This is a genomic window from Pseudomonas putida, assembly GCF_001941965.1.
In the GTDB taxonomy this organism is placed as follows: Bacteria; Pseudomonadota; Gammaproteobacteria; order Pseudomonadales; family Pseudomonadaceae; genus Aquipseudomonas; species Aquipseudomonas putida_L.
In genome coordinates, this window is the sequence record NZ_MKZO01000005.1 from 120,512 (window position 1) to 139,117 (window position 18,606).

The following is an 18,606-nucleotide window of genomic DNA, read 5'->3' on the forward strand; positions in this document are numbered from 1 at the left end:
CTCAGTTGCCTTGCAGGCTCGGTGGCAGGCAGACACCGGTACCGCCGATGCCGCAATAGCCATCCGGATTCTTCGCCAGGTACTGCTGGTGATAGGCCTCGGCGAAGTACACGGTCGGCGCCTGTTCGATCTCGGTAGTGATCTCGCCGTAGCCGGCCTTGGTCAGTTCGTCCTGGTATTGCGCACGGCTGGCTTCGGCTTCTTCCAGTTGCTGCGGCGAGGTGCAGTAGATCACCGAGCGGTACTGGGTGCCGATGTCGTTGCCCTGGCGCATGCCCTGGGTCGGGTTGTGCAGTTCCCAGAACATCGACAGCAGTTCGCGGTAGCTGACCTTGTCCTTGTCGAACACCACCAGCACCACTTCGGTATGGCCGGTCAGGCCGGAGCAGACTTCTTCGTAGGTCGGGTTCGGGGTGAAGCCACCGGCATAGCCGACCACGGTGCTGACCACGCCTTCACGCTGCCAGAAGCGCCGCTCGGCGCCCCAGAAGCAGCCCAGGCCGAAGATGGCGAAGTCCACCGCGCTTTCGAAGAACGGGCCGAGCAGCGGGGTTTCAGTGAAGACGAAGTGTTTTTCCGGCAGGGCCATCGGCGTTTCACGGCCCGGCAGGGCCTGTTCCGCGGTAGGCAGGACGTTTTTATTCACGAGGATTTCCGAACGCAAGACCATGAACCCATTCCTCTTGTCAGGTAGGCGGGCAGCGCCGCAGCGCTGCCCTCACTGGGATAGACCGGTAGTGTGCCCGAGTGTTGCGCGGCTGTCAGGCCGTTGGTCCACGGGGATAACGGCGCAGCTTGTCGACCAGTTCGTCACCCGGGATCGGCTTGTCGAACAGGTAGCCCTGCCCCACGTCGCAGCGGTGCCGGCGCAGGAACGCCAGTTGCTCCGCCGTCTCGATGCCCTCGGCGACCACCTTGAGCTTGAGGTTGTGGGCCATGGCCACCACCGCCGAGGTGATCTCCATGTCGTCCTGGCTGTCGGGGATGTCGTTGATGAAGCTGCGGTCGATCTTGATGATGTCGATCGGGAATTTCTTCAGGTAGCTCAACGACGAGTAACCGGTGCCGAAGTCGTCCATGGCCAGGGTCAGGCCGAGCTGCTTGAGCTGGTCGAGCTGGCGCCGGGTGTCTTCGGTGGCTTCCAGCAGCAGGCCCTCGGTCAGTTCCAGCTCCAGCAGGTGCGGCGGCAGCGCCTCTTCCTGGAGGATATTGGCGATGGAGGCGACCAGGTCCGGGTCGGAGAACTGCTTGGGCGACAGGTTGATCGCCACCTGCAGGTTGCCCATGCCTTCGGCCGCCAGCTCCTGGCTCATGCGGCAGGCCTGGCGCGCCACCCATTTGCCGATGGGGATGATCAGGCCGGTTTCCTCGGCGACGCTGATGAACTGGTCCGGGCGGATCATGCCCTTTTCCGGATGGTTCCAGCGCAGCAGCGCTTCCAGGCCGAGCAGGCGCCCGGTGCGCAGGCACAGCTTGGGCTGGTAGAACACCTGCAGCTCGTTTTGCGCCAGGGCGCGGCGCAGGTTGTTCTCGACGAACAGCTTGTAGCTGGCCTCGGCGTTCAGCACCTCGGTGAACACCTGGACCTGATGCTTGCCGCTGGCCTTGGCCTTGTGCAGGGCGAGGCCGGCGTTCTTCATCAGGGTCTGCGGGTCGCTGCCATGCAGCGGCGCGCAGGCCAGGCCCACGGAGCCGGTGACGTTGATCAGCTGGTTGTCGACGAACATCGGTTTGTCGAGGGTGTTGAGCAACTGCTGGGCGGTCTGCTGGCCGCTTTCCATATCGGTGTTGTCCAGCAGCACGGCGAATTCGTTACTGGCGAAGCGCGCCAGGCTACCGCCCGGGCTGAGGCTGTTGCGCAGGCGCCGGGCCAGGCTGACCAGCAGCTTGTCGCCGGTCTGGTGGCCGAGGCTGTCGTTGATCCGCTTGAAGTTGTCGATATCCACCAGCAGCAGGCAGATCGGCGTATCGCTGTCGCGGGCGAAGCGCTCGTCGAGGTTGCGGATGAACGCCGTGCGATTGCCCAGGCCGGTCAGGTTGTCGGTGTAGGCCAGGCGCTCGATACGCTGCTGGGCCAGCTTGCTCTGGGTGATGTCCTCGTAGATGCCGATGTAGTGGGTCAGCTCGCGGTTGTCGCCGTACACCTTGGAAATCGACAGCTGGCCCCAGTAGGGCTCGAGGTTCTTGCGCCGGCTCTTGAATTCGCCCTGCCAGCTGTTGCCCATGGCCAGGCTGGACTCATCGAACAGCAGCTCGCTGAGGTTTTCCAGGGCCGACAGTTCCGATAGCCGATGGCCCTGGACCTCCTCCGAGCTGTACTGGGTGATCTCGGTGAAGCTCGGGTTGACGTATTCCACCACGCCGTCGCAATTGACCAGCAGGAAGGCGTTGGCGCTCTGCTCCACCGCCCGCTGGAACAGGTGCAGGGCACTGGTGGCGGCGCGGCGGTTGTGGTTGTTGATGACCTGGGCGAACTGGTCGGCCAGTTCGCCGGCAAAGGCGATCTCGTCGCTCTGCCAGGCCCGCGGGCTGCCGCCGTGTTCCAGGCAAAGTACGCCGACCACCTGGCCGTCGATACGGATACTGGCATCGAGCATGGCGATCACATCGCGCGGGCGCAGGCTCTCGGTGATGTCGCGGGTGCGCGGGTCATGGCTGGCGTTGTGCGCGTCGATGGCCCGGCTGGTGTGCAGGGCTTCAAGGTAATCCGGGAACAGGCCGGCATCGATCGGCTTGGGTGTGCGGTATTCGCGGGTTTCGCGGTAGAACGCGGAGATCGGCTCCAGGCGCTGGCCTTCCAGGTACCAGAGGCTCGCGCACTCGATCCTGTAGATATCGCAGGCGCTGCGGGTGATCAGCTCGGCGGCCTCCTGCAGGGAATTGCCGGCGCTGTAGCGATGCCGCGCCAGGTGCAGGATCAGCTCCTGCTGGGCGCGGACCCGTTCCAGGTGTTCGAGTTGTTCCTGCTGCGCCTGCTGGTTCAGCTTGAGGGCGATCTGCAGGCGGTTGTTGCGGGTCTCCAGGTCGTCGGCGCTGAGCTCGGGGCTGACGCCCTCCTGCTCGTCGAGGACCAGCAGGTAGCCGCGCAGCAACTGGCGGTTGTGCTGCTTGTAGGCTTCGCCCAGCTCCAGCAGGTACATGGGGCCGTGGCCGGTGTGCAGGGTGTAGCGGCTGACGTAATGGCTGCTATGGGCCAGTTGCGCCTGGATGCTGTCATGCAGTTTGTAGCGGGCCTCGGGCTCCATCAGGCTCGCGTAGGGCGAGCCGACCAGGGCGCAGAGTTCTACCGCCGGCAAGCCGAATTGACGTTCGCAGCCCGGATCGAGATAGAGCATGGCCCAGCTCGCTTCGTTCAGCCGCTCGAAGCGCAACATGCCGAGCCGCGAAGGCACCGGCAACTGCGTCACTACCTCGGCCGCCGGACGGCTGGCGGCATCGGTTTGGCTCTTCATGGAAAGCTCGCTCGAATAAGACTGATGGCACGGGCGTTGGCACTTTGCTATGCACGTTCGGGCAAGGTTGCATCATGCGTTGGAGGCTGACAAGCACCAAGGTTGGCGCGTGTTTGATCTATGTCGGCCTGGCGGGGGATTTCTTCAGTTCTGGAGGTGCAATACGTCCCCTGTGGGAGCTGGCTTGCCAGCGATAGCTATGGTGAATTCACTACAGCAATCGCTGGCAAGCCAGCTCCCACAGGGGACGGTGTCGGCTTTTAAAAGGCAAAAAAAAGCCCCGCCAAACGACGGGGTTGAGGTACGAGCGTGGCAGCTCGAAAAGGGTGCAAGCCTGTGTCCCCCGGCAGAGGGACACAGGCCGGACAGCAGTTACAGCAGCAAGGTGCGGATGTCGCCCAGCACGTCGCCCAGACGCTTGGTGAAGCGGGCAGCGGCGGCGCCGTTGATCACGCGGTGATCGTAGGACAGCGACAGCGGCAGCATCAGCTTCGGCTGGAAGGCTTTACCGTCCCAGACTGGCTGGATGGTGGCCTTGGAAACACCGAGGATCGCCACTTCCGGCGCGTTGACGATCGGCGTGAAGCCGGTGCCGCCAATGTGACCGAGGCTGGAGATGGTGAAGCAGGCACCCTGCATCTCGTCGGCCGAGAGCTTCTTGGTCCGGGCTTTTTCAGCCAGGGCCGCGGCTTCGGCAGCGAGTTGCAGCAGGCTCTTCTGATCGACGTTCTTGATCACCGGGACCAGCAGACCATCCGGGGTGTCCACGGCGAAACCGACGTTGACGTATTTCTTGCGGATGATCGCCTTGCCGCTCGGGGCCAGCGAACTGTTGAAGTCCGGCAGTTCCTTGAGCAGGTGGGCACAGGCTTTCAGCAGCAGTGGCAGCACGGTCAGCTTGACGCCGGCTTTCTCGGCGACGGCTTTCTGCGAGACGCGGAAGGCTTCCAGCTCGGTGATATCCGCCGAGTCGAATTGGGTCACGTGCGGCACGTTCAGCCAGCTGCGGTGCAGGTTGGCAGCACCGACCTGCATCAGGCGGGTCAGGGCTACTTCTTCCACTTCACCGAACTTGCTGAAGTCGACGGCCGGGATCGGCGGGATGCCCGCGCCACCGGTAGCGCCGCCAGCGGCAGGTGCTTCCTTGGCCTTCTGCATCATGGCCTTGACGTAGACCTGCACGTCTTCCTTCAGCACACGACCGTGCGGGCCGGTCGGCGACACGGCGCTCAGCTCGACGCCGAACTCGCGGGCCAGCTGACGCACGGCAGGGCCGGCGTGAACCTTGGCACCGCTTGGTGCAGGCGCAGCGGCCGGAGCGGCAGCAACTGGAGCCGGAGCAGCGGCGGCTGGTGCCGGGGCAGCAGCAGGTGCGGCAGCCGGCGCCGGTGCAGCAGCGGCAGGCGCTGGAGCAGCAGCAGGCGCGCTGCCTGCGACTTTCAGTTTCAGGATCAGGTCACCGGTGCCGACTTCGTCGTCCAGTTTCGCGATCACGGCTTCGACCACGCCAGCAGCAGGCGACGGGATCTCCATGGAAGCCTTGTCGGACTCCAGGGTGATCAGCGACTGGTCGGCTTCGACGGTGTCGCCGACCTTGACCAGCACTTCGATGATCTTGGCCTTGCCCGACGAACCGATATCCGGCACGTGGATGTCTTGCACGGCAGCAGCGGCCGGGGCAGCAGGTGCTGCCGCCGGAGCTGGCGCAGCGGCAGCCGGTGCGGCGGCAGGCGCGGCAGCGGCAGGAGCGGCGGCAGGTGCCTCGGGCGCCGCGGCAGCGGCACCCTCGACTTCCAGTTCCAGCAGTTCGTCGCCTTCTTTCAGGCGGTCGCCCAGCTTGACCTTCAGCGACTTGATCACGCCGGCCTTGGGAGCCGGGATCTCCATGGAGGCCTTGTCGGACTCCAGGGTCAGCAGGCTCTGGTCTGCTTCGATACGGTCACCGACCTTGACGAACAGCTCGATGATTTCACCTTCACCGCTGCCGATGTCAGGTACGCGAATGAGTTCGCTCACTTAAAAATACTCCTCAGCAGTCCAGTGGGTTGCGCTTGTCCGGGTCGATGCCGAACTTGACGATGGCGTCAGCCACCACCTTCGGTTCGATCTCGCCACGGTCAGCCAGGGCTTCCAGGGCAGCCAGCACCACGAAGTGACGGTCGACTTCGAAGAAGTGACGCAGCTTCTTGCGGCTGTCGCTGCGACCGAAGCCATCGGTACCCAGGACCTTGAACTCTTTGCTCGGTACCCACTGGCGAATCTGCTCGGCGAACAGCTTCATGTAGTCGGTGGAGGCGATGACCGGGCCCTTACGGCCAGCCAGGCACTCTTCGACGTAGGTGACCTGAGGTTTCTGACCCGGCTTCAGGCGGTTGCTGCGCTCTACGGCCAGGCCGTCGCGACGCAGTTCGTTGAAGCTGGTGACGGACCAGACGTCGGCGCCGACGTTGTACTCGTCGCGCAGGATCTTCGCCGCTTCGCGGACTTCGCGCAGGATGGTGCCCGAGCCCAGCAGTTGTACGTGATGCGCCGCGTCGCGGGTGTCTTCTTCGAGCAGGTACATGCCCTTGATGATGCCTTCCTCGGCGCCGGCCGGAATGGCTGGCTGGGTGTAGGCTTCGTTCATCACGGTGATGTAGTAGAAGACGTCCTGCTGCTCTTCGGTCATCTTCTTCATGCCGTCCTGGATGATCACCGCCAGCTCGTAGCCGTAGGTCGGATCATAGGTGCGGCAGTTCGGGATGGTCGCCGCCAGCATGTGGCTGTGACCGTCTTCGTGCTGCAGGCCTTCACCGTTCAGGGTGGTACGGCCGGCGGTACCGCCGATCAGGAAGCCGCGGGTACGGCTGTCGCCGGCCGCCCAGGCCAGGTCGCCGATACGCTGGAAGCCGAACATCGAGTAGAAGATGTAGAACGGCAGCATTGGCTGGTTGTGGTTCGAGTACGAAGTACCGGCCGCGATGAACGACGACATGGCGCCGGCTTCGTTGATGCCTTCCTCGAGGATCTGACCTTTCTTGTCCTCGCGGTAGAACATCACCTGGTCCTTGTCGACCGGCTCGTAGAGCTGGCCCACGGACGAGTAGATGCCCAGTTGGCGGAACATGCCTTCCATACCGAAGGTACGGGCTTCGTCCGGGATGATCGGCACGATGCGCTGGCCGATTTCCTTGTCCTTGACCAGTTGCGCGAGGATCCGCACGAAGGCCATGGTGGTGGAGATTTCGCGGTCGCCCGAGCCGTCCAGGATCGCCTTCAGGGTTTCCAGTGGCGGAGTCGGGATGCTGATCGACTTGACGCGACGCTGCGGTACGAAACCGCCCAGTGCGGCGCGACGCTCGGCCAGGTAACGGGCTTCGGCGCTGCCTTCTTCAGGTTTGAAGAACGGCAGGTTTTCCAGCTCTTCGTCCTTGACCGGGATGTCGAAGCGGTCACGGAAGTGACGCAGGCTGTCGACGTCGACCTTCTTGGTGTTGTGCGCGGTGTTCTTGGCTTCGCCAGCACCGGTGCCGTAGCCCTTGATGGTCTTGGCCAGGATGACGGTCGGCTGCTCTTTGTGGTTGACCGCCTGGTGGTAGGCCGCATAGACCTTGTACGGGTCGTGGCCGCCACGGTTGAGCTTCCAGATCTCGTCGTCGGACAGGTCGGCGACCATGGCCTTGAGTTCTGGAGTGTTGAAGAAGTGCTCACGGACGAACGCGCCGTCCTTGGCCTTGTAGTTCTGGTACTCGCCGTCGATGACTTCGTCCATGCGGCGCTGCAGGATACCGTCGGTGTCCTTGGCCAGCAGTGGGTCCCAGAAGCGGCCCCAGACGACCTTGTTGACGTTCCAGCCACCGCCACGGAACACGCCTTCGAGTTCCTGGATGATCTTGCCGTTGCCGCGAACCGGGCCGTCGAGGCGCTGCAGGTTGCAGTTGATGACGAAGATCAGGTTGTCCAGCTTCTCGCGGCCGGCCAGGGCGATCGCGCCCAGAGATTCCGGCTCGTCGCACTCGCCGTCGCCCATGAAGCACCAGACTTTCTGCTTGCCGGCAGGAATGTAGCCGCGGGCTTCCAGGTACTTCATGAAGCGCGCCTGGTAGATCGCCTGGATCGGGCCCAGACCCATGGAAACGGTCGGGAACTGCCAGAAATCAGGCATCAGCCATGGGTGCGGGTAGGACGACAGACCGTTGCCATCGACTTCCTGGCGGAAGTTGTTCATCTGGTCTTCGCTGATGCGGCCTTCCATGAAGGCGCGGGCGTAGACGCCTGGAGAAGCGTGGCCCTGGAAGAAGATCAGGTCGCCGCCATGCTCGTCGGTAGGCGCCTGGAAGAAGTAGTTGAAGCCGATGTCGTACAGGGTGGCGCTGGAAGCGAACGAGGAGATGTGGCCACCCAGGTCCGAATCCTTCAGGTTGGTGCGCATGACCATCGCCAGGGCGTTCCAGCGAACCAGCGAGCGAATGCGGCGTTCCATGAACAGGTCGCCAGGCATGCGTGCTTCGTGGGTTACCGGAATGGTGTTGCGGTACGGCGTGGTGATTGCGTACGGCAGCTGCGAACCACTACGGGTGGCCAGCTCGCCCATACGGGTCATCAGGTAGTGAGCGCGGTCTTCGCCTTCTTTGTCGAGGACCGACTCCAGGGCGTCCAGCCATTCCTGGGTTTCGACGGGATCGAGGTCTTGCATGGCTTGCTCCAGGGCGGAAAGGCTTCCAGAATCGGTTGCCTGAAGTTTGCGACTGGCCTTTTGGGCAGACGACATGAATTCTTGGATTACCGAGGGTGGTCTCGGCGGCGTGTAGTTTTACTACAAATCGATCCGCCTTTACACGCCTTCGACTGAAAAAAGCAGTAGTAAAACTACATCAGACCCATCGCAGCCGTGCTATCGGCTTGTGGGATAAAACGATACCGGTGATTAAAAACCGGTTGAGAAAAGGCTTGCCGTGATGTTTTCTGCCAAGAAATACGCAATTGCCGCTATTTTCAACTTTTGTACGACAGTCCAACCCGGGCCGCGCCTTGGCGCTGTAGCCACCGCCTGCTTTTTCCCGCCGATCAAGGATAGACCATGAGCCTGCCTTCGCTGGTCGCACTGCCAGATACTCTCCAACACCTGACCAGCAGCAACGAACAGTCGCTGCGCAGCGCCGTGGCCACCCATGACGGGCTGAGCCTGGACAGTTGGACCGCCGAACGCTGGGCCGGGTTCGCCCGGGTTGCCGCTGCGAGTGAATTCGTCCTCGAACAGAGCGTGCGCGATCCGGCCATGCTCCTCGGCCTGGTCGACAGCGGCGAGCTGGACCGCCGCTACGCCCCCGGCGAGCTGTGTGCGCAACTGGCCGCCGCCGCCCAGGCCGCGACCACCGAAGACGAACTGGCGCGCAACCTGCGCCGCCAGCGCACCCGCCATCAGGTACGGATCATCTGGCGCGACCTGACCCGCCAGGCCGACCTGGTGGAAACCTGCCGCGACCTTTCGGACATGGCCGACGCTGCCATCGACCAGGCCTACCAATGGCTGTACCCGCGCCATTGCCAGCAGTTCGGCACGCCGATCGGCAACCGCAGCGGCCTGCCGCAACAGATGGTGGTGCTGGGCATGGGCAAGCTTGGCGCGGTGGAGCTGAACCTTTCGTCGGATATCGACCTGATCTTCGCCTTCCCGGAAGGCGGCGAAACCGAAGGCGTGAAGCGCTCGCTGGACAACCAGGAGTTCTTCACCCGCCTCGGCCAGCGCCTGATCAAGGCCCTGGACCCGATCACGGTCGACGGCTTCGTGTTCCGCGTCGACATGCGCCTGCGCCCCTACGGCTCGTCCGGCGCCCTGACCCTGAGCTTCAACGCCCTGGAGCAGTACTACCAGGACCAGGGCCGCGACTGGGAACGCTACGCCATGATCAAGGCCCGGGTGGTCGCCGGTGACCAGGTGGCCGGCAGCCAGTTGCAGGAAATGCTCCGGCCCTTCGTCTACCGCCGCTACCTGGACTTCTCGGCGATCGAAGCGCTGCGCACCATGAAGCAGCTGATCCAGCAGGAAGTCCGGCGCAAGGGCATGTCGGAGAACATCAAGCTCGGCGCCGGCGGTATCCGCGAAGTGGAATTCATCGCCCAGGCCTTCCAGCTGATCCACGGCGGCCGCGACCTGAGCCTGCAACAGCGCCCGCTGCTCAAGGTGCTGGCGACCCTCGAAGGCCAGGGCTACCTGCCCGCTGCGGTGGTCGAGGAACTGCGCGAAGGCTATCTGTTCCTGCGCTACACCGAACACGCGATCCAGGCCATCGCCGACCGCCAGACCCAAATGCTCCCGGACGGCGACCTCGACCGTGCGCGTATCGCCTTCATGCTCGGCTTCCCCGACTGGGCGGCGTTCCACGCGCAATTGATGCACTGGCGCGGGCGGATCGACTGGCACTTCCGCCAGGTCATCTCCGACCCGGACGATGAAGACGGCGAAGGCGAAGTGGTGGTCGGCGGCGAATGGCTGCCACTCTGGGAAGAAGCCCAGGACGAGGAAGCTGCCTGTCGCCAGCTCGACGACGCCGGTTTCCGCGACGCCGCCCGGGCCCTGAAGTTGCTCGCCGGGCTGCGTTCCAGCCCCAACCTGCGTTCCATGCAACGCCTCAGCCGCGAACGCCTGGACTCCTTCATCCCGCGCCTGCTGGCCCAGGCCGTCGAGCACGACGACCCGGACCTGGTCCTGGAACGGGTGCTGCCTTTAGTAGAAGCTGTGGCCCGCCGCTCGGCCTACCTGGTGCTGCTCACGGAAAACCCTGGCGCCCTGCGCCGCCTGCTGACCCTGTGCGCCGCCAGCCCGTGGATCGCCGAGCAGATCGCCCGCTTCCCGCTGCTGCTCGACGAACTGCTCAACGAAGGCCGCCTGTTCAGCCCGCCCAAGGCGCCGGAACTGGCCGCCGAGCTGCGCGAGCGCCTGACCCGCATCCCCGAGGATGACCTCGAACAACAGATGGAGGCCCTGCGGCACTTCAAGCTGGCCCACAGCCTGCGGGTCGCCGCCTCGGAAATCGCCGGGCACCTGCCGCTGATGAAAGTCAGCGACTACCTGACCTGGCTGGCCGAAGCCATCCTCAACCAGGTACTGGCCCTGGCCTGGCGCCAGACCGTCGCCCGCCACGGCCGGCCGCAGCGCAGCGACGGCAGCCCGTGCGACCCGGGCTTCATCATCGTCGGCTACGGCAAGATGGGCGGCCTGGAGCTGGGCCACGGCTCGGACCTTGACCTGGTGTTCATCCACGACGGCGATCCCCAGGCCGAGACCGACGGCGCCAAGCCGATCGACAGCGCGCAGTTCTTCACCCGCCTGGGCCAGCGCATCATCCACCTGCTGACCACCCAGACCGCTTCCGGCCAGCTCTACGACGTGGACATGCGCCTGCGACCTTCCGGCGCATCGGGGCTGCTGGTCAGTTCGGTCGGCGCCTTCGAGCGCTACCAGCAAAACGAAGCCTGGACCTGGGAACATCAGGCCCTGGTCCGCGCCCGGGTGCTGGTGGGCTGCCCGCAGGTCGGCGCGGCCTTCGAGGACGTGCGTGCCCGGGTCCTGGGCAAGCAGCGCGACCTGGCCGGGCTGCGCACCGAAGTCAGCGAGATGCGCGCCAAGATGCGCGACAACCTCGGCACCAAATCCACCGCCGCCGGCACCGCCGCCAACGCCTACGACAGAGGCGTTCCCTTCGATATCAAGCAGGATGCCGGTGGTATCGTCGATATTGAATTTATGGTGCAATACGCCGCGCTCGCCTGGTCCCACAGCCATCCGGCGCTGCTGCGCTACACCGACAACATCCGCATCCTCGAAGGTCTCGAGGAAGCCGGGCTGGTTCCGGCCAGTGATGCGGTGCTGCTGCGCGAGGTGTACAAGGCGTTCCGCTCCGCCGCTCACCGCCAGGCCCTGCAAAAGCAGGCCGGGGTGATCGATGCCGGGCAGTTCGTCAGCGAACGCCAGGAAGTGCGGCGGATCTGGAGCGAACTGGGACTGAGCTGAAACGTGATCGGGACCCGGCGGCAGGAAGCCCGCCTACACTGAGCGTCGTGGACTGCTGTTGTCACCGAGCCTGAATATAAAGAAGGGAGGCCAGTGCTGTTGCAAGACAGGCTGCAGCCTCCCTGATCGTTTCTGGATAAAGCATGAGAATTTTGATAATCGGGCCCAGCTGGGTGGGCGACATGGTAATGGCGCAGACGCTGTTCCAGGTCCTGAAGCAGCGTCACGCCGATTGCGTGATCGACGTGCTGGCCCCCGAATGGAGCCGGCCGATCCTCGAACGCATGCCGGAGGTCCGCCAGGCCTTGAGCTTCCCGCTCGGCCACGGCGTGCTCGACCTGGCCACGCGGCGGCGCATCGGCAAATCCCTGGCCGGCCAGTACGACCAGGCGATCCTCCTGCCCAACTCGCTGAAATCGGCCCTGGTGCCGTTCTTCGCGAAAATCCCCAAGCGCACCGGCTGGCGTGGCGAATTCCGCTACGGCCTGCTCAACGACGTGCGCCGCCTGGATAAAGAGCGCTACCCGCTGATGATCGAGCGCTTCATGGCCCTCGCCTATCCCGCCGGCAGCGACCTGCCGCAGCCTTATCCACGCCCGAACCTGCAGATCGAAGCCGCCAGCCGCGAGGCCGCCCTGGCCAAGTTCGGCCTGGAGCTGGACCGCCCGGTCCTGGCCCTGTGCCCCGGCGCCGAGTTCGGCGAGGCAAAGAAATGGCCGGCCGAGCACTACGCCAAGGTCGCCGAGGCGAAGATCCGCGAAGGCTGGCAGGTCTGGCTGTTCGGCTCGAAGAACGACCACCCGGTCGGCGAACAGATCCGCGACCGCCTGATCCCGGGTTTCCGTGAAGAATCCTTCAACCTCGCCGGCGAAACCTCGCTGGCCGAGGCCATCGACCTGCTGTCCTGCGCCGATGCCGTGGTCTCCAACGACTCCGGACTGATGCATGTGGCCGCCGCCCTGAACCGTCCGCTGGTGGCGGTCTACGGCTCCACTTCGCCGGGCTTCACCCCGCCGCTGGCCGACCAGGTCGAAGTGGTGCGCCTGGGCCTGGAATGCAGCCCGTGCTTCGACCGCACCTGCCGCTACGGCCACTACAACTGCCTGCGCCAGCTCGAACCGGGCGCGGTCAACGACGCCCTGCAACGGCTGAACGGGCCGACGCTGGTCGATATCAGCCCAGAGGTCGACTAAGTGCGGGTTCTGCTGATCAAGACCACGTCCCTGGGCGACGTGATCCACGCCCTGCCGGCCCTGACCGACGCGGCCCACGCCATCCCCGGGATCAAGTTCGACTGGGTGGTGGAAGAAGGCTTCGCCGAGATTCCTACCTGGCACCCGGCGGTGGACCAGGTGATCCCGGTGGCCATCCGCCGCTGGCGCAAGAACCTCTGGCAGACCTTCAAGAACGGCGAATGGCGCCAGTTCAAGAAGCGCGTGCGCGAGCGCAAGTACGACCTGGTGATCGACGCCCAGGGCCTGGTCAAGAGCGCCTGGCTGACCCGCTACGTGAAGAAGACCCCGGTGGCCGGCCTCGACCGCTACTCGGCCCGCGAAGGCTTCTCCAGCCGTTTCTATGACCGCCGCCTGTCGGTCGCCAAGGGCCAGCACGCGGTGGAACGCATCCGCCAGCTGTTCGCCCTGGCCCTGGGCTACGACATTCCCGAGGGCATCGGCCACTACGGCCTGGACCGCAGCCGCCTTGAAGAAGTCGGCGTGGCCCCTTATGTAGTGTTCCTGCATGGCACCACCTGGGACACCAAGCACTGGCCCGAGCTGTACTGGCGCCAGCTGGCCGAACGCCTCGGCCGCGCCGGCCTGCATGTGTGCCTGCCGTGGGGCAACCCGACGGAAAAGGCCCGTGCCGAGCGCATTGCCCAGGGGCTGAAGAACGCCCGGGTGCTACCCAAACTCAACCTGGCCGGCGTGGCCAGGGTACTGGCTTCGGCCAAGGCCTGCGTCGCGGTGGATACCGGGCTCGGCCACCTGGCGGCAGCGCTGGACGTACCCACTCTCTCCCTGTTCGGCCCGACCAACCCGGGCCTGACCGGAGCCTATGGCGCGGTCCAGGTGCACATCGCCAGCGACTTTCCTTGCGCGCCCTGCCTGCGCAAGAAGTGCAATTACAAACCGAGCGTCGAGGAACTGCGCCGGTTCGATCTCAAACGTGAGTGGCCACTGTGCTTCACTCGCCTGAATCCCGAACGGGTAGCGCGCCAGTTGGGCGAGCTGCTGCGGGCCGAGGATGTTCGTTGATGCAACTGGCTTTCGTGCTCTACAAGTATTTCCCCTTCGGTGGCCTGCAGCGTGACTTCATGCGCATCGCCCTGGAGTGCCAGCGCCGCGGGCACCAGATCCGGGTCTACACGCTGATCTGGGAAGGCGACGTGCCGCCCGGCTTCGAGGTGCTGGTGGCGCCGGTCAAGGCGCTGTTCAACCATCGCCGCAATGAAAAACTCAGCGCCTGGATGGCAGCGGACCTGGCCAAGCGCCCGGTGGACCGCCTGATCGGCTTCAACAAGATGCCGGGTCTGGACGTCTACTACGCCGCCGACGGCTGCTTCGAAGACAAGGCCCAGACCCTGCGCGGCGGCCTGTACCGTCGCTGGGGCCGCTACCGGCACTTCGCCGAGTACGAGCGCGCGGTGTTCGACCGCGAGGCGAAGACCGAGATCCTGATGATCTCCGAAGTGCAGCAGCCGCTGTTCATCAAGCACTACGGCACCCAGGAAGAACGCTTCCACCTGCTGCCACCGGGCATCTCCCAGGACCGCCGCGCCCCGGCCAACGCTGCCGAGATCCGCGCCGAGTTCCGCCGCGAATTCAAGCTGGGCGACGACGACCTGCTGCTGGTACAGATCGGCTCCGGGTTCAAGACCAAGGGCACCGACCGCAGCCTCAAGGCCCTTGCCGCCCTGCCCTCGGCCCTGCGCAAGCGCACCCGGCTGATGGTCATCGGCCAGGACGATCCCAAGGTCTTCCAGTTGCAGGCCACCACCCTGGGCCTGGGTGACCAGGTGCAGTTCCTCAAGGGGCGCAGCGATATCCCGCGCTTCCTGCTGGGTGCCGACCTGCTGATCCACCCGGCCTACAACGAAAACACCGGTACCGTGCTGCTGGAGGCGCTGGTCGCTGGCCTGCCGGTACTGGTCACCGCGGTGTGCGGCTACGCCCACTACATCGCCGAGGCCGACAGCGGCCTGGTGCTGGACGAGCCCTTCGAGCAGGAACAGCTCAACCGCTACCTGCAACGCATGCTCGAAGATCCCGCCGCCCGCGCCAGCTGGGGCCAGAACGGCCTGGCCTTCGCCGAAACCGCCGATCTGTACAGCATGCCGGAGCATGCCGCCGACGTGATCCTCGGTCAGGAGCGCCCATGAAACTGATACTCAAGGAGCCGTTCAAGCGGCTCTGGGCCGGACGCGACCCCTTCGAAGGCGTCGAGGCCCTGCAGGGCGAGGTCTACCGCGAGCTGGAAGGCCGTCGCACACTGCGCACCGAAGTCGCCGGCGAAGGCTTCTTCGTCAAGATCCACCGTGGCATCGGCTGGGGCGAGATCTTCAAGAACCTGTTCAGCGCCAAGCTGCCGGTGCTCGGTGCCGGCCAGGAATGGACCGCCATCCAGCGCCTGCACGAGGTCGGCGTGCCGACCATGACCGCCGTGGCCTTCGGCGAGCGTGGCAGCAACCCGGCGACCCAGCATTCGTTCATCGTCACCGAGGAGCTGGCGCCGACCATCAGCCTGGAAGACTTCAGCCTCGACTGGGTCAAACAGCCGCCCGAACCACGCCTCAAGCGCGCGCTGATCGCCGAAGTGGCGAAGATGACCGGCGGCATGCACCGCGCCGGGGTTAACCACCGCGACTGCTATATCTGCCACTTTCTGCTGCACACCGACCGCCCGGTGACGGCGGACGATTTCCGCCTGTCGGTGATCGACCTGCACCGCGCCCAGACCCGTGACAAGATTTCCCGGCGCTGGCGCGACAAGGACCTGGCCGCCCTGTATTTCTCGGCGCTGGACATCGGCCTGACCCGGCGCGACAAGCTGCGCTTCCTGCGCGGCTACTTCCAGCAGCCACTGCGGCAGATCCTCGCCGAACACGCCAGCCTGCTGCGCTGGCTCGACGGCAAGGCGCAAAAGCTCTACGAGCGCAAGCAACGGTATGGGGACGCGCTCTGATGGCGGGTTGGACACTGGAGCCGAAATACGCGGCCCTGGCGGAGGATTTCGGCAGTATCGACGCGGTCTTCGCCCTCGAGGGCGAACGCCTGACCCGTGATCCGCTGAGCGAAGTGGTGCGCGTCGAGCGTGACGGCGTCAATTACTACGTCAAACGCTACACCGGCGCCGGCAAGCACCTGCGCCGCTACCTCGGGCGCCCGCGGATCAAGGCCGAATGGCAGAACCTCAAGCAGTTCGCCAAATGGCAGATCCCCACCGCCGAAGTGGTCGCCTGCGGCCTGGAGCGCAACGGCCTGAGCTTCGGCCGCGGTGCGATGATCACCCGCGAGCTGCCGCGCACCGAAGACCTCAACGTCATGGCCGAGCGCAACGACCCGCGCCTCCAGGACCGCCAATGGGTCGACAGCGTCAGCCGCCAACTGGCCCGGCACACCCGGGTCATGCATGACCACCACTTCACCCATAACGATCTGAAGTGGCGCAATCTCCTGGTGGACGACGCAGGCACGCTATTCTTCATCGATTGCCCGACCGGCGACTTCTGGTGGGGCTTCATGTTGCGTTACCGCATCACCAAGGACCTGGCGTGCCTGGACAAAGTGGCCAAGTATCACCTGTCGGCCACCCAGCGCCTGCGCTTCTACCTGCAATACCGCCAGCGCGAACGCCTTAACGCGTCGGACAAGAAGCGCATCCGCCATATCGTGAAGTTTTTCGAGGGACGTGAATGAGTGATTTTGTCGCCAGTGCCGATGTGGCGCTGCTCGAACGCCATGGTTTGAACGGCTTCGACCAGCTCTGGGCACTGCAACTGGACGCGGTGGACGAGCCCAACACCGGGCGCGGTGGCTGGAGCAGCGTGTTCCGCCTGGAGCTGGAGGGCAAGGGTTTCTACCTCAAGCGCCAAAGCGACTACCTGACCCACACCCTGCACGCCCCCTTCGGCGAGCCGACCTTCGCCCGCGAGTTCCGCAATATCAGCCGCTACCAGAAGCTGCATATCCCGGCCTTGCAGGCGGTGTACTACGGCGAGCGCAAGGTCGAGGGCCAGCGCCGCGCGATCCTCATGACCCGTGCCCTGGACGAGTGGAGCGACCTCGACCTGCTGCTCGGCCAGTGGCCGGAGCTTGACGATGGCCAGCGCCACGGCATCCTCCGTGCCTGCGGCCAGTTGGCCCGGACCCTGCACACGTCCGGTCAGGTGCATGGCTGCTTCTATCCCAAGCACATTTTCCTGCGCGAGCGCGGCGACGGCTGGCACGCGCAACTGATCGACCTGGAAAAGACCCGGCCGCTGTTGTTCGGCCAGCGTGACCGCCTCAAGGACCTGGAGCCGCTGCTGCGCCGCGCCCCGGTCTGGCAGGAGGCCGATGTGCGCCTGCTGCTGGCGGCCTACCTGGAACAACCGGCGGACAGCGCGCTGGTCAACACCTGGCTGGAACGCCTGGTGCGTCGTCGTCGCCACAAAGGATCCCGCTGATGCGCTTGTCTGAACTCAAGGATGCCGGCCGTACCCCGCAACTGCCCCTGAGCATCACCCTGGCCGATGCCGCCGGCAGTGCCGAGCTGCAACTGCTCAGCCTGCTGCGGGTGCTGCCGGGGCAGCGCTATGTCGGTGCCGGTGTCTGGCGCGGCAAGCCGGTGCTGGCCAAGCTGATGGTCGGTGGCAACGCCGCCCGGCACTTCCAGCGCGAACTGGCCGGGGTGCGCCTGCTGGCGGACAACGGCGTGACCACCCCGCTGCTGCTGGCCGACGGCCTGAAGGAAGGCGAAGGCGGCTGGCTGCTGTTCGAGTTCCTCGAAGGCTCGTGCAGCCTGGGTGCTGCCTGGGCCGAGGTCGAAGGCCAGGCGCCGCTCAGCGACGAGCAGAGCCTGATTCTCGGCGAAGCCCTGGCCGCCGTGGCCGGATTGCACGCCAAGGGCCTGTGGCAGGACGACCTGCACCTGGACAATCTGCTGCGGCACAACGGCCAACTGTTCGTCATCGACGGTGGCGGGATCAAGGCCGAAACCCCGGGTCAGCCGCTGTCGCGCCAGCAGGTGCTGCAGAACCTCGGTGTGCTCTTCGCCCAGTTGCCCAAGCGCCTGGAGCCCTTTATCGAGGAACTGCTGGTGCACTACCTGCTGGCCAACAGCGAGCATGCCCTGCCGCTGGAAGCCTTGCAGAAGCAGATCGACAAGGTGCGTCACTGGCGCCTGAAGGACTACCTGGACAAGGCCGGCCGCGACTGCACGCTGTTTGCCGTGGAGCGCGGTGCATCCGGCCTGCGCGCCATCCCGCGCACGGAAGTGGCGGCGATGCTGCCGGTGCTGGAGCAGGCCGATGCGCTGATCGACCAGGGTCACCTGTACAAGACCGGCGGCGCCGCCAGTGTGGCGCGGGTCGAGTGCCAGGGCCGGCCGCTGGTGATCAAGCGCTACAACATCAAGAACACCGCCCACTGGTTCAAGCGCTTCTGGCGCCCGAGCCGGGCCTGGCATTCGTGGATCGAAGGGCATCGCCTGGCGTTTCTCGGTTTTGCCACGCCGAAGCCGCTGGCGGTGCTGGAAACCCGCACTCTGGGGCTGCGGGGCAAGGCGTACCTGGTAACCGAGTTGCTGGAAGGGCCGGACCTGATGGCGGCCTTTGCGCCCTATGTCGAAAGCGGTGACGTGCCGGAAGAGCAACTGGCAGCGTTGCAGCACCTGCTGGCGCAACTGATCCACGAGCGCATCAGCCATGGTGACCTGAAGGCCTACAACCTGTTCTGGCAGGACGGGCAATGGGCGCTGATCGACCTGGATGCCATGAGCCAGCATGCGACCCAGCTGAGCTTTGCGCCGGCCTTTGCCAAGGACCGGGCGCGGTTGCTGCGGAACTGGCCGATGGAGAGTGCGTTGTACAAGCGGCTGGACGAGTGCCTGCCAAAACTCTCCGAGTGATCCTTCTGGGACCGCTTTGCGGTCCTTCGCGGGCAAGCCACGCTCCTACAGGAA

12 protein-coding genes are annotated in these 18,606 nt (G+C 65.1%); 8 read left to right on the forward strand and 4 right to left on the reverse strand.

The annotated features are described in order from the left end of the window. Position 1: 1 nt before the first annotated feature. From msrA to aceE, 4 genes are all read right to left on the reverse strand, one after another. A complete protein-coding gene (gene msrA / locus PSEMO_RS02950; protein ID WP_075801667.1) occupies positions 2–670 on the reverse strand; it encodes a peptide-methionine (S)-S-oxide reductase MsrA in 669 nt (222 codons plus the stop codon). A gap of 91 nt (positions 671–761) precedes the next feature. Continuing rightward, entirely contained in the window at positions 762–3,452 is a 2,691-nt protein-coding gene (locus PSEMO_RS02955; protein ID WP_075801668.1) for a putative bifunctional diguanylate cyclase/phosphodiesterase, read from the reverse strand. A 372-nt stretch (positions 3,453–3,824) separates the two neighbouring features. Then, entirely contained in the window at positions 3,825–5,468 is a 1,644-nt protein-coding gene (gene aceF / locus PSEMO_RS02960) for a dihydrolipoyllysine-residue acetyltransferase (protein WP_075801669.1), read from the reverse strand. 13 nt (positions 5,469–5,481) lie between these two features. Beyond that, entirely contained in the window at positions 5,482–8,127 is a 2,646-nt protein-coding gene (gene aceE / locus PSEMO_RS02965; RefSeq protein ID WP_075801670.1) for a pyruvate dehydrogenase (acetyl-transferring), homodimeric type, read from the reverse strand. Between the two features lie 384 nt (positions 8,128–8,511). Between aceE and glnE the strand changes: the two genes are divergently transcribed. The 8 genes from glnE to PSEMO_RS03005 all read left to right on the forward strand — a co-directional run bounded on the left by glnE (position 8,512) and on the right by PSEMO_RS03005 (position 18,552). After that, entirely contained in the window at positions 8,512–11,445 is a 2,934-nt protein-coding gene (glnE, locus tag PSEMO_RS02970) for a bifunctional [glutamate--ammonia ligase]-adenylyl-L-tyrosine phosphorylase/[glutamate--ammonia-ligase] adenylyltransferase (RefSeq protein ID WP_075801671.1), read from the forward strand. A gap of 143 nt (positions 11,446–11,588) precedes the next feature. After that, positions 11,589–12,638 carry a lipopolysaccharide heptosyltransferase II gene (waaF, locus tag PSEMO_RS02975; protein WP_075801672.1) on the forward strand — a complete coding sequence of 350 codons (1,050 nt, stop codon included), beginning with the start codon at positions 11,589–11,591 and terminating at the stop codon, positions 12,636–12,638. Beyond that, entirely contained in the window at positions 12,639–13,700 is a 1,062-nt protein-coding gene (gene waaC, locus PSEMO_RS02980) for a lipopolysaccharide heptosyltransferase I (protein ID WP_075801673.1), read from the forward strand. Beyond that, complete coding sequence (locus tag PSEMO_RS02985; protein WP_075801674.1) at positions 13,700–14,824, forward strand: glycosyltransferase family 4 protein; 1,125 nt, start codon at positions 13,700–13,702, stop codon at positions 14,822–14,824. The genes waaC and PSEMO_RS02985 overlap by 1 nt, the downstream gene beginning before the upstream one ends. After that, positions 14,821–15,627 (forward strand): lipopolysaccharide core heptose(I) kinase RfaP, encoded by an 807-nt coding sequence (rfaP, locus tag PSEMO_RS02990; protein ID WP_075801675.1) that lies wholly within the window; start codon positions 14,821–14,823, stop codon positions 15,625–15,627. The genes PSEMO_RS02985 and rfaP overlap by 4 nt, the downstream gene beginning before the upstream one ends. Beyond that, positions 15,627–16,361 carry a lipopolysaccharide kinase InaA family protein gene (locus tag PSEMO_RS02995; protein WP_075801676.1) on the forward strand — a complete coding sequence of 245 codons (735 nt, stop codon included), beginning with the start codon at positions 15,627–15,629 and terminating at the stop codon, positions 16,359–16,361. Before rfaP ends, PSEMO_RS02995 begins: the two co-directional genes overlap by 1 nt. Then, positions 16,358–17,110 carry a lipopolysaccharide kinase InaA family protein gene (locus tag PSEMO_RS03000; RefSeq protein WP_075801677.1) on the forward strand — a complete coding sequence of 251 codons (753 nt, stop codon included), beginning with the start codon at positions 16,358–16,360 and terminating at the stop codon, positions 17,108–17,110. Before PSEMO_RS02995 ends, PSEMO_RS03000 begins: the two co-directional genes overlap by 4 nt. After that, positions 17,110–18,552, forward strand: coding sequence for a lipopolysaccharide kinase InaA family protein (locus PSEMO_RS03005; RefSeq protein ID WP_075801678.1), 1,443 nt, complete (start codon positions 17,110–17,112; stop codon positions 18,550–18,552). Before PSEMO_RS03000 ends, PSEMO_RS03005 begins: the two co-directional genes overlap by 1 nt. Positions 18,553–18,606: the final 54 nt, after the last annotated feature.

Excerpts from the sequence above, each read along its gene's own strand:
- msrA (WP_075801667.1), bottom strand. The coding sequence starts at position 670 with ATGGTCTTGCGTTCGGAAATCCTCGTGAATAAAAACGTCCTGCCTACC.
- PSEMO_RS02955 (WP_075801668.1), bottom strand. The coding sequence starts at position 3,452 with ATGAAGAGCCAAACCGATGCCGCCAGCCGTCCGGCGGCCGAGGTAGTG.
- aceE (WP_075801670.1), bottom strand. The coding sequence starts at position 8,127 with ATGCAAGACCTCGATCCCGTCGAAACCCAGGAATGGCTGGACGCCCTG.
- glnE (WP_075801671.1), top strand. The coding sequence starts at position 8,512 with ATGAGCCTGCCTTCGCTGGTCGCACTGCCAGATACTCTCCAACACCTG.
- waaF (WP_075801672.1), top strand. The coding sequence starts at position 11,589 with ATGAGAATTTTGATAATCGGGCCCAGCTGGGTGGGCGACATGGTAATG.
- PSEMO_RS02985 (WP_075801674.1), top strand. The coding sequence starts at position 13,700 with ATGCAACTGGCTTTCGTGCTCTACAAGTATTTCCCCTTCGGTGGCCTG.
- rfaP (WP_075801675.1), top strand. The coding sequence starts at position 14,821 with ATGAAACTGATACTCAAGGAGCCGTTCAAGCGGCTCTGGGCCGGACGC.
- PSEMO_RS02995 (WP_075801676.1), top strand. The coding sequence starts at position 15,627 with ATGGCGGGTTGGACACTGGAGCCGAAATACGCGGCCCTGGCGGAGGAT.
- PSEMO_RS03000 (WP_075801677.1), top strand. The coding sequence starts at position 16,358 with ATGAGTGATTTTGTCGCCAGTGCCGATGTGGCGCTGCTCGAACGCCAT.
- PSEMO_RS03005 (WP_075801678.1), top strand. The coding sequence starts at position 17,110 with ATGCGCTTGTCTGAACTCAAGGATGCCGGCCGTACCCCGCAACTGCCC.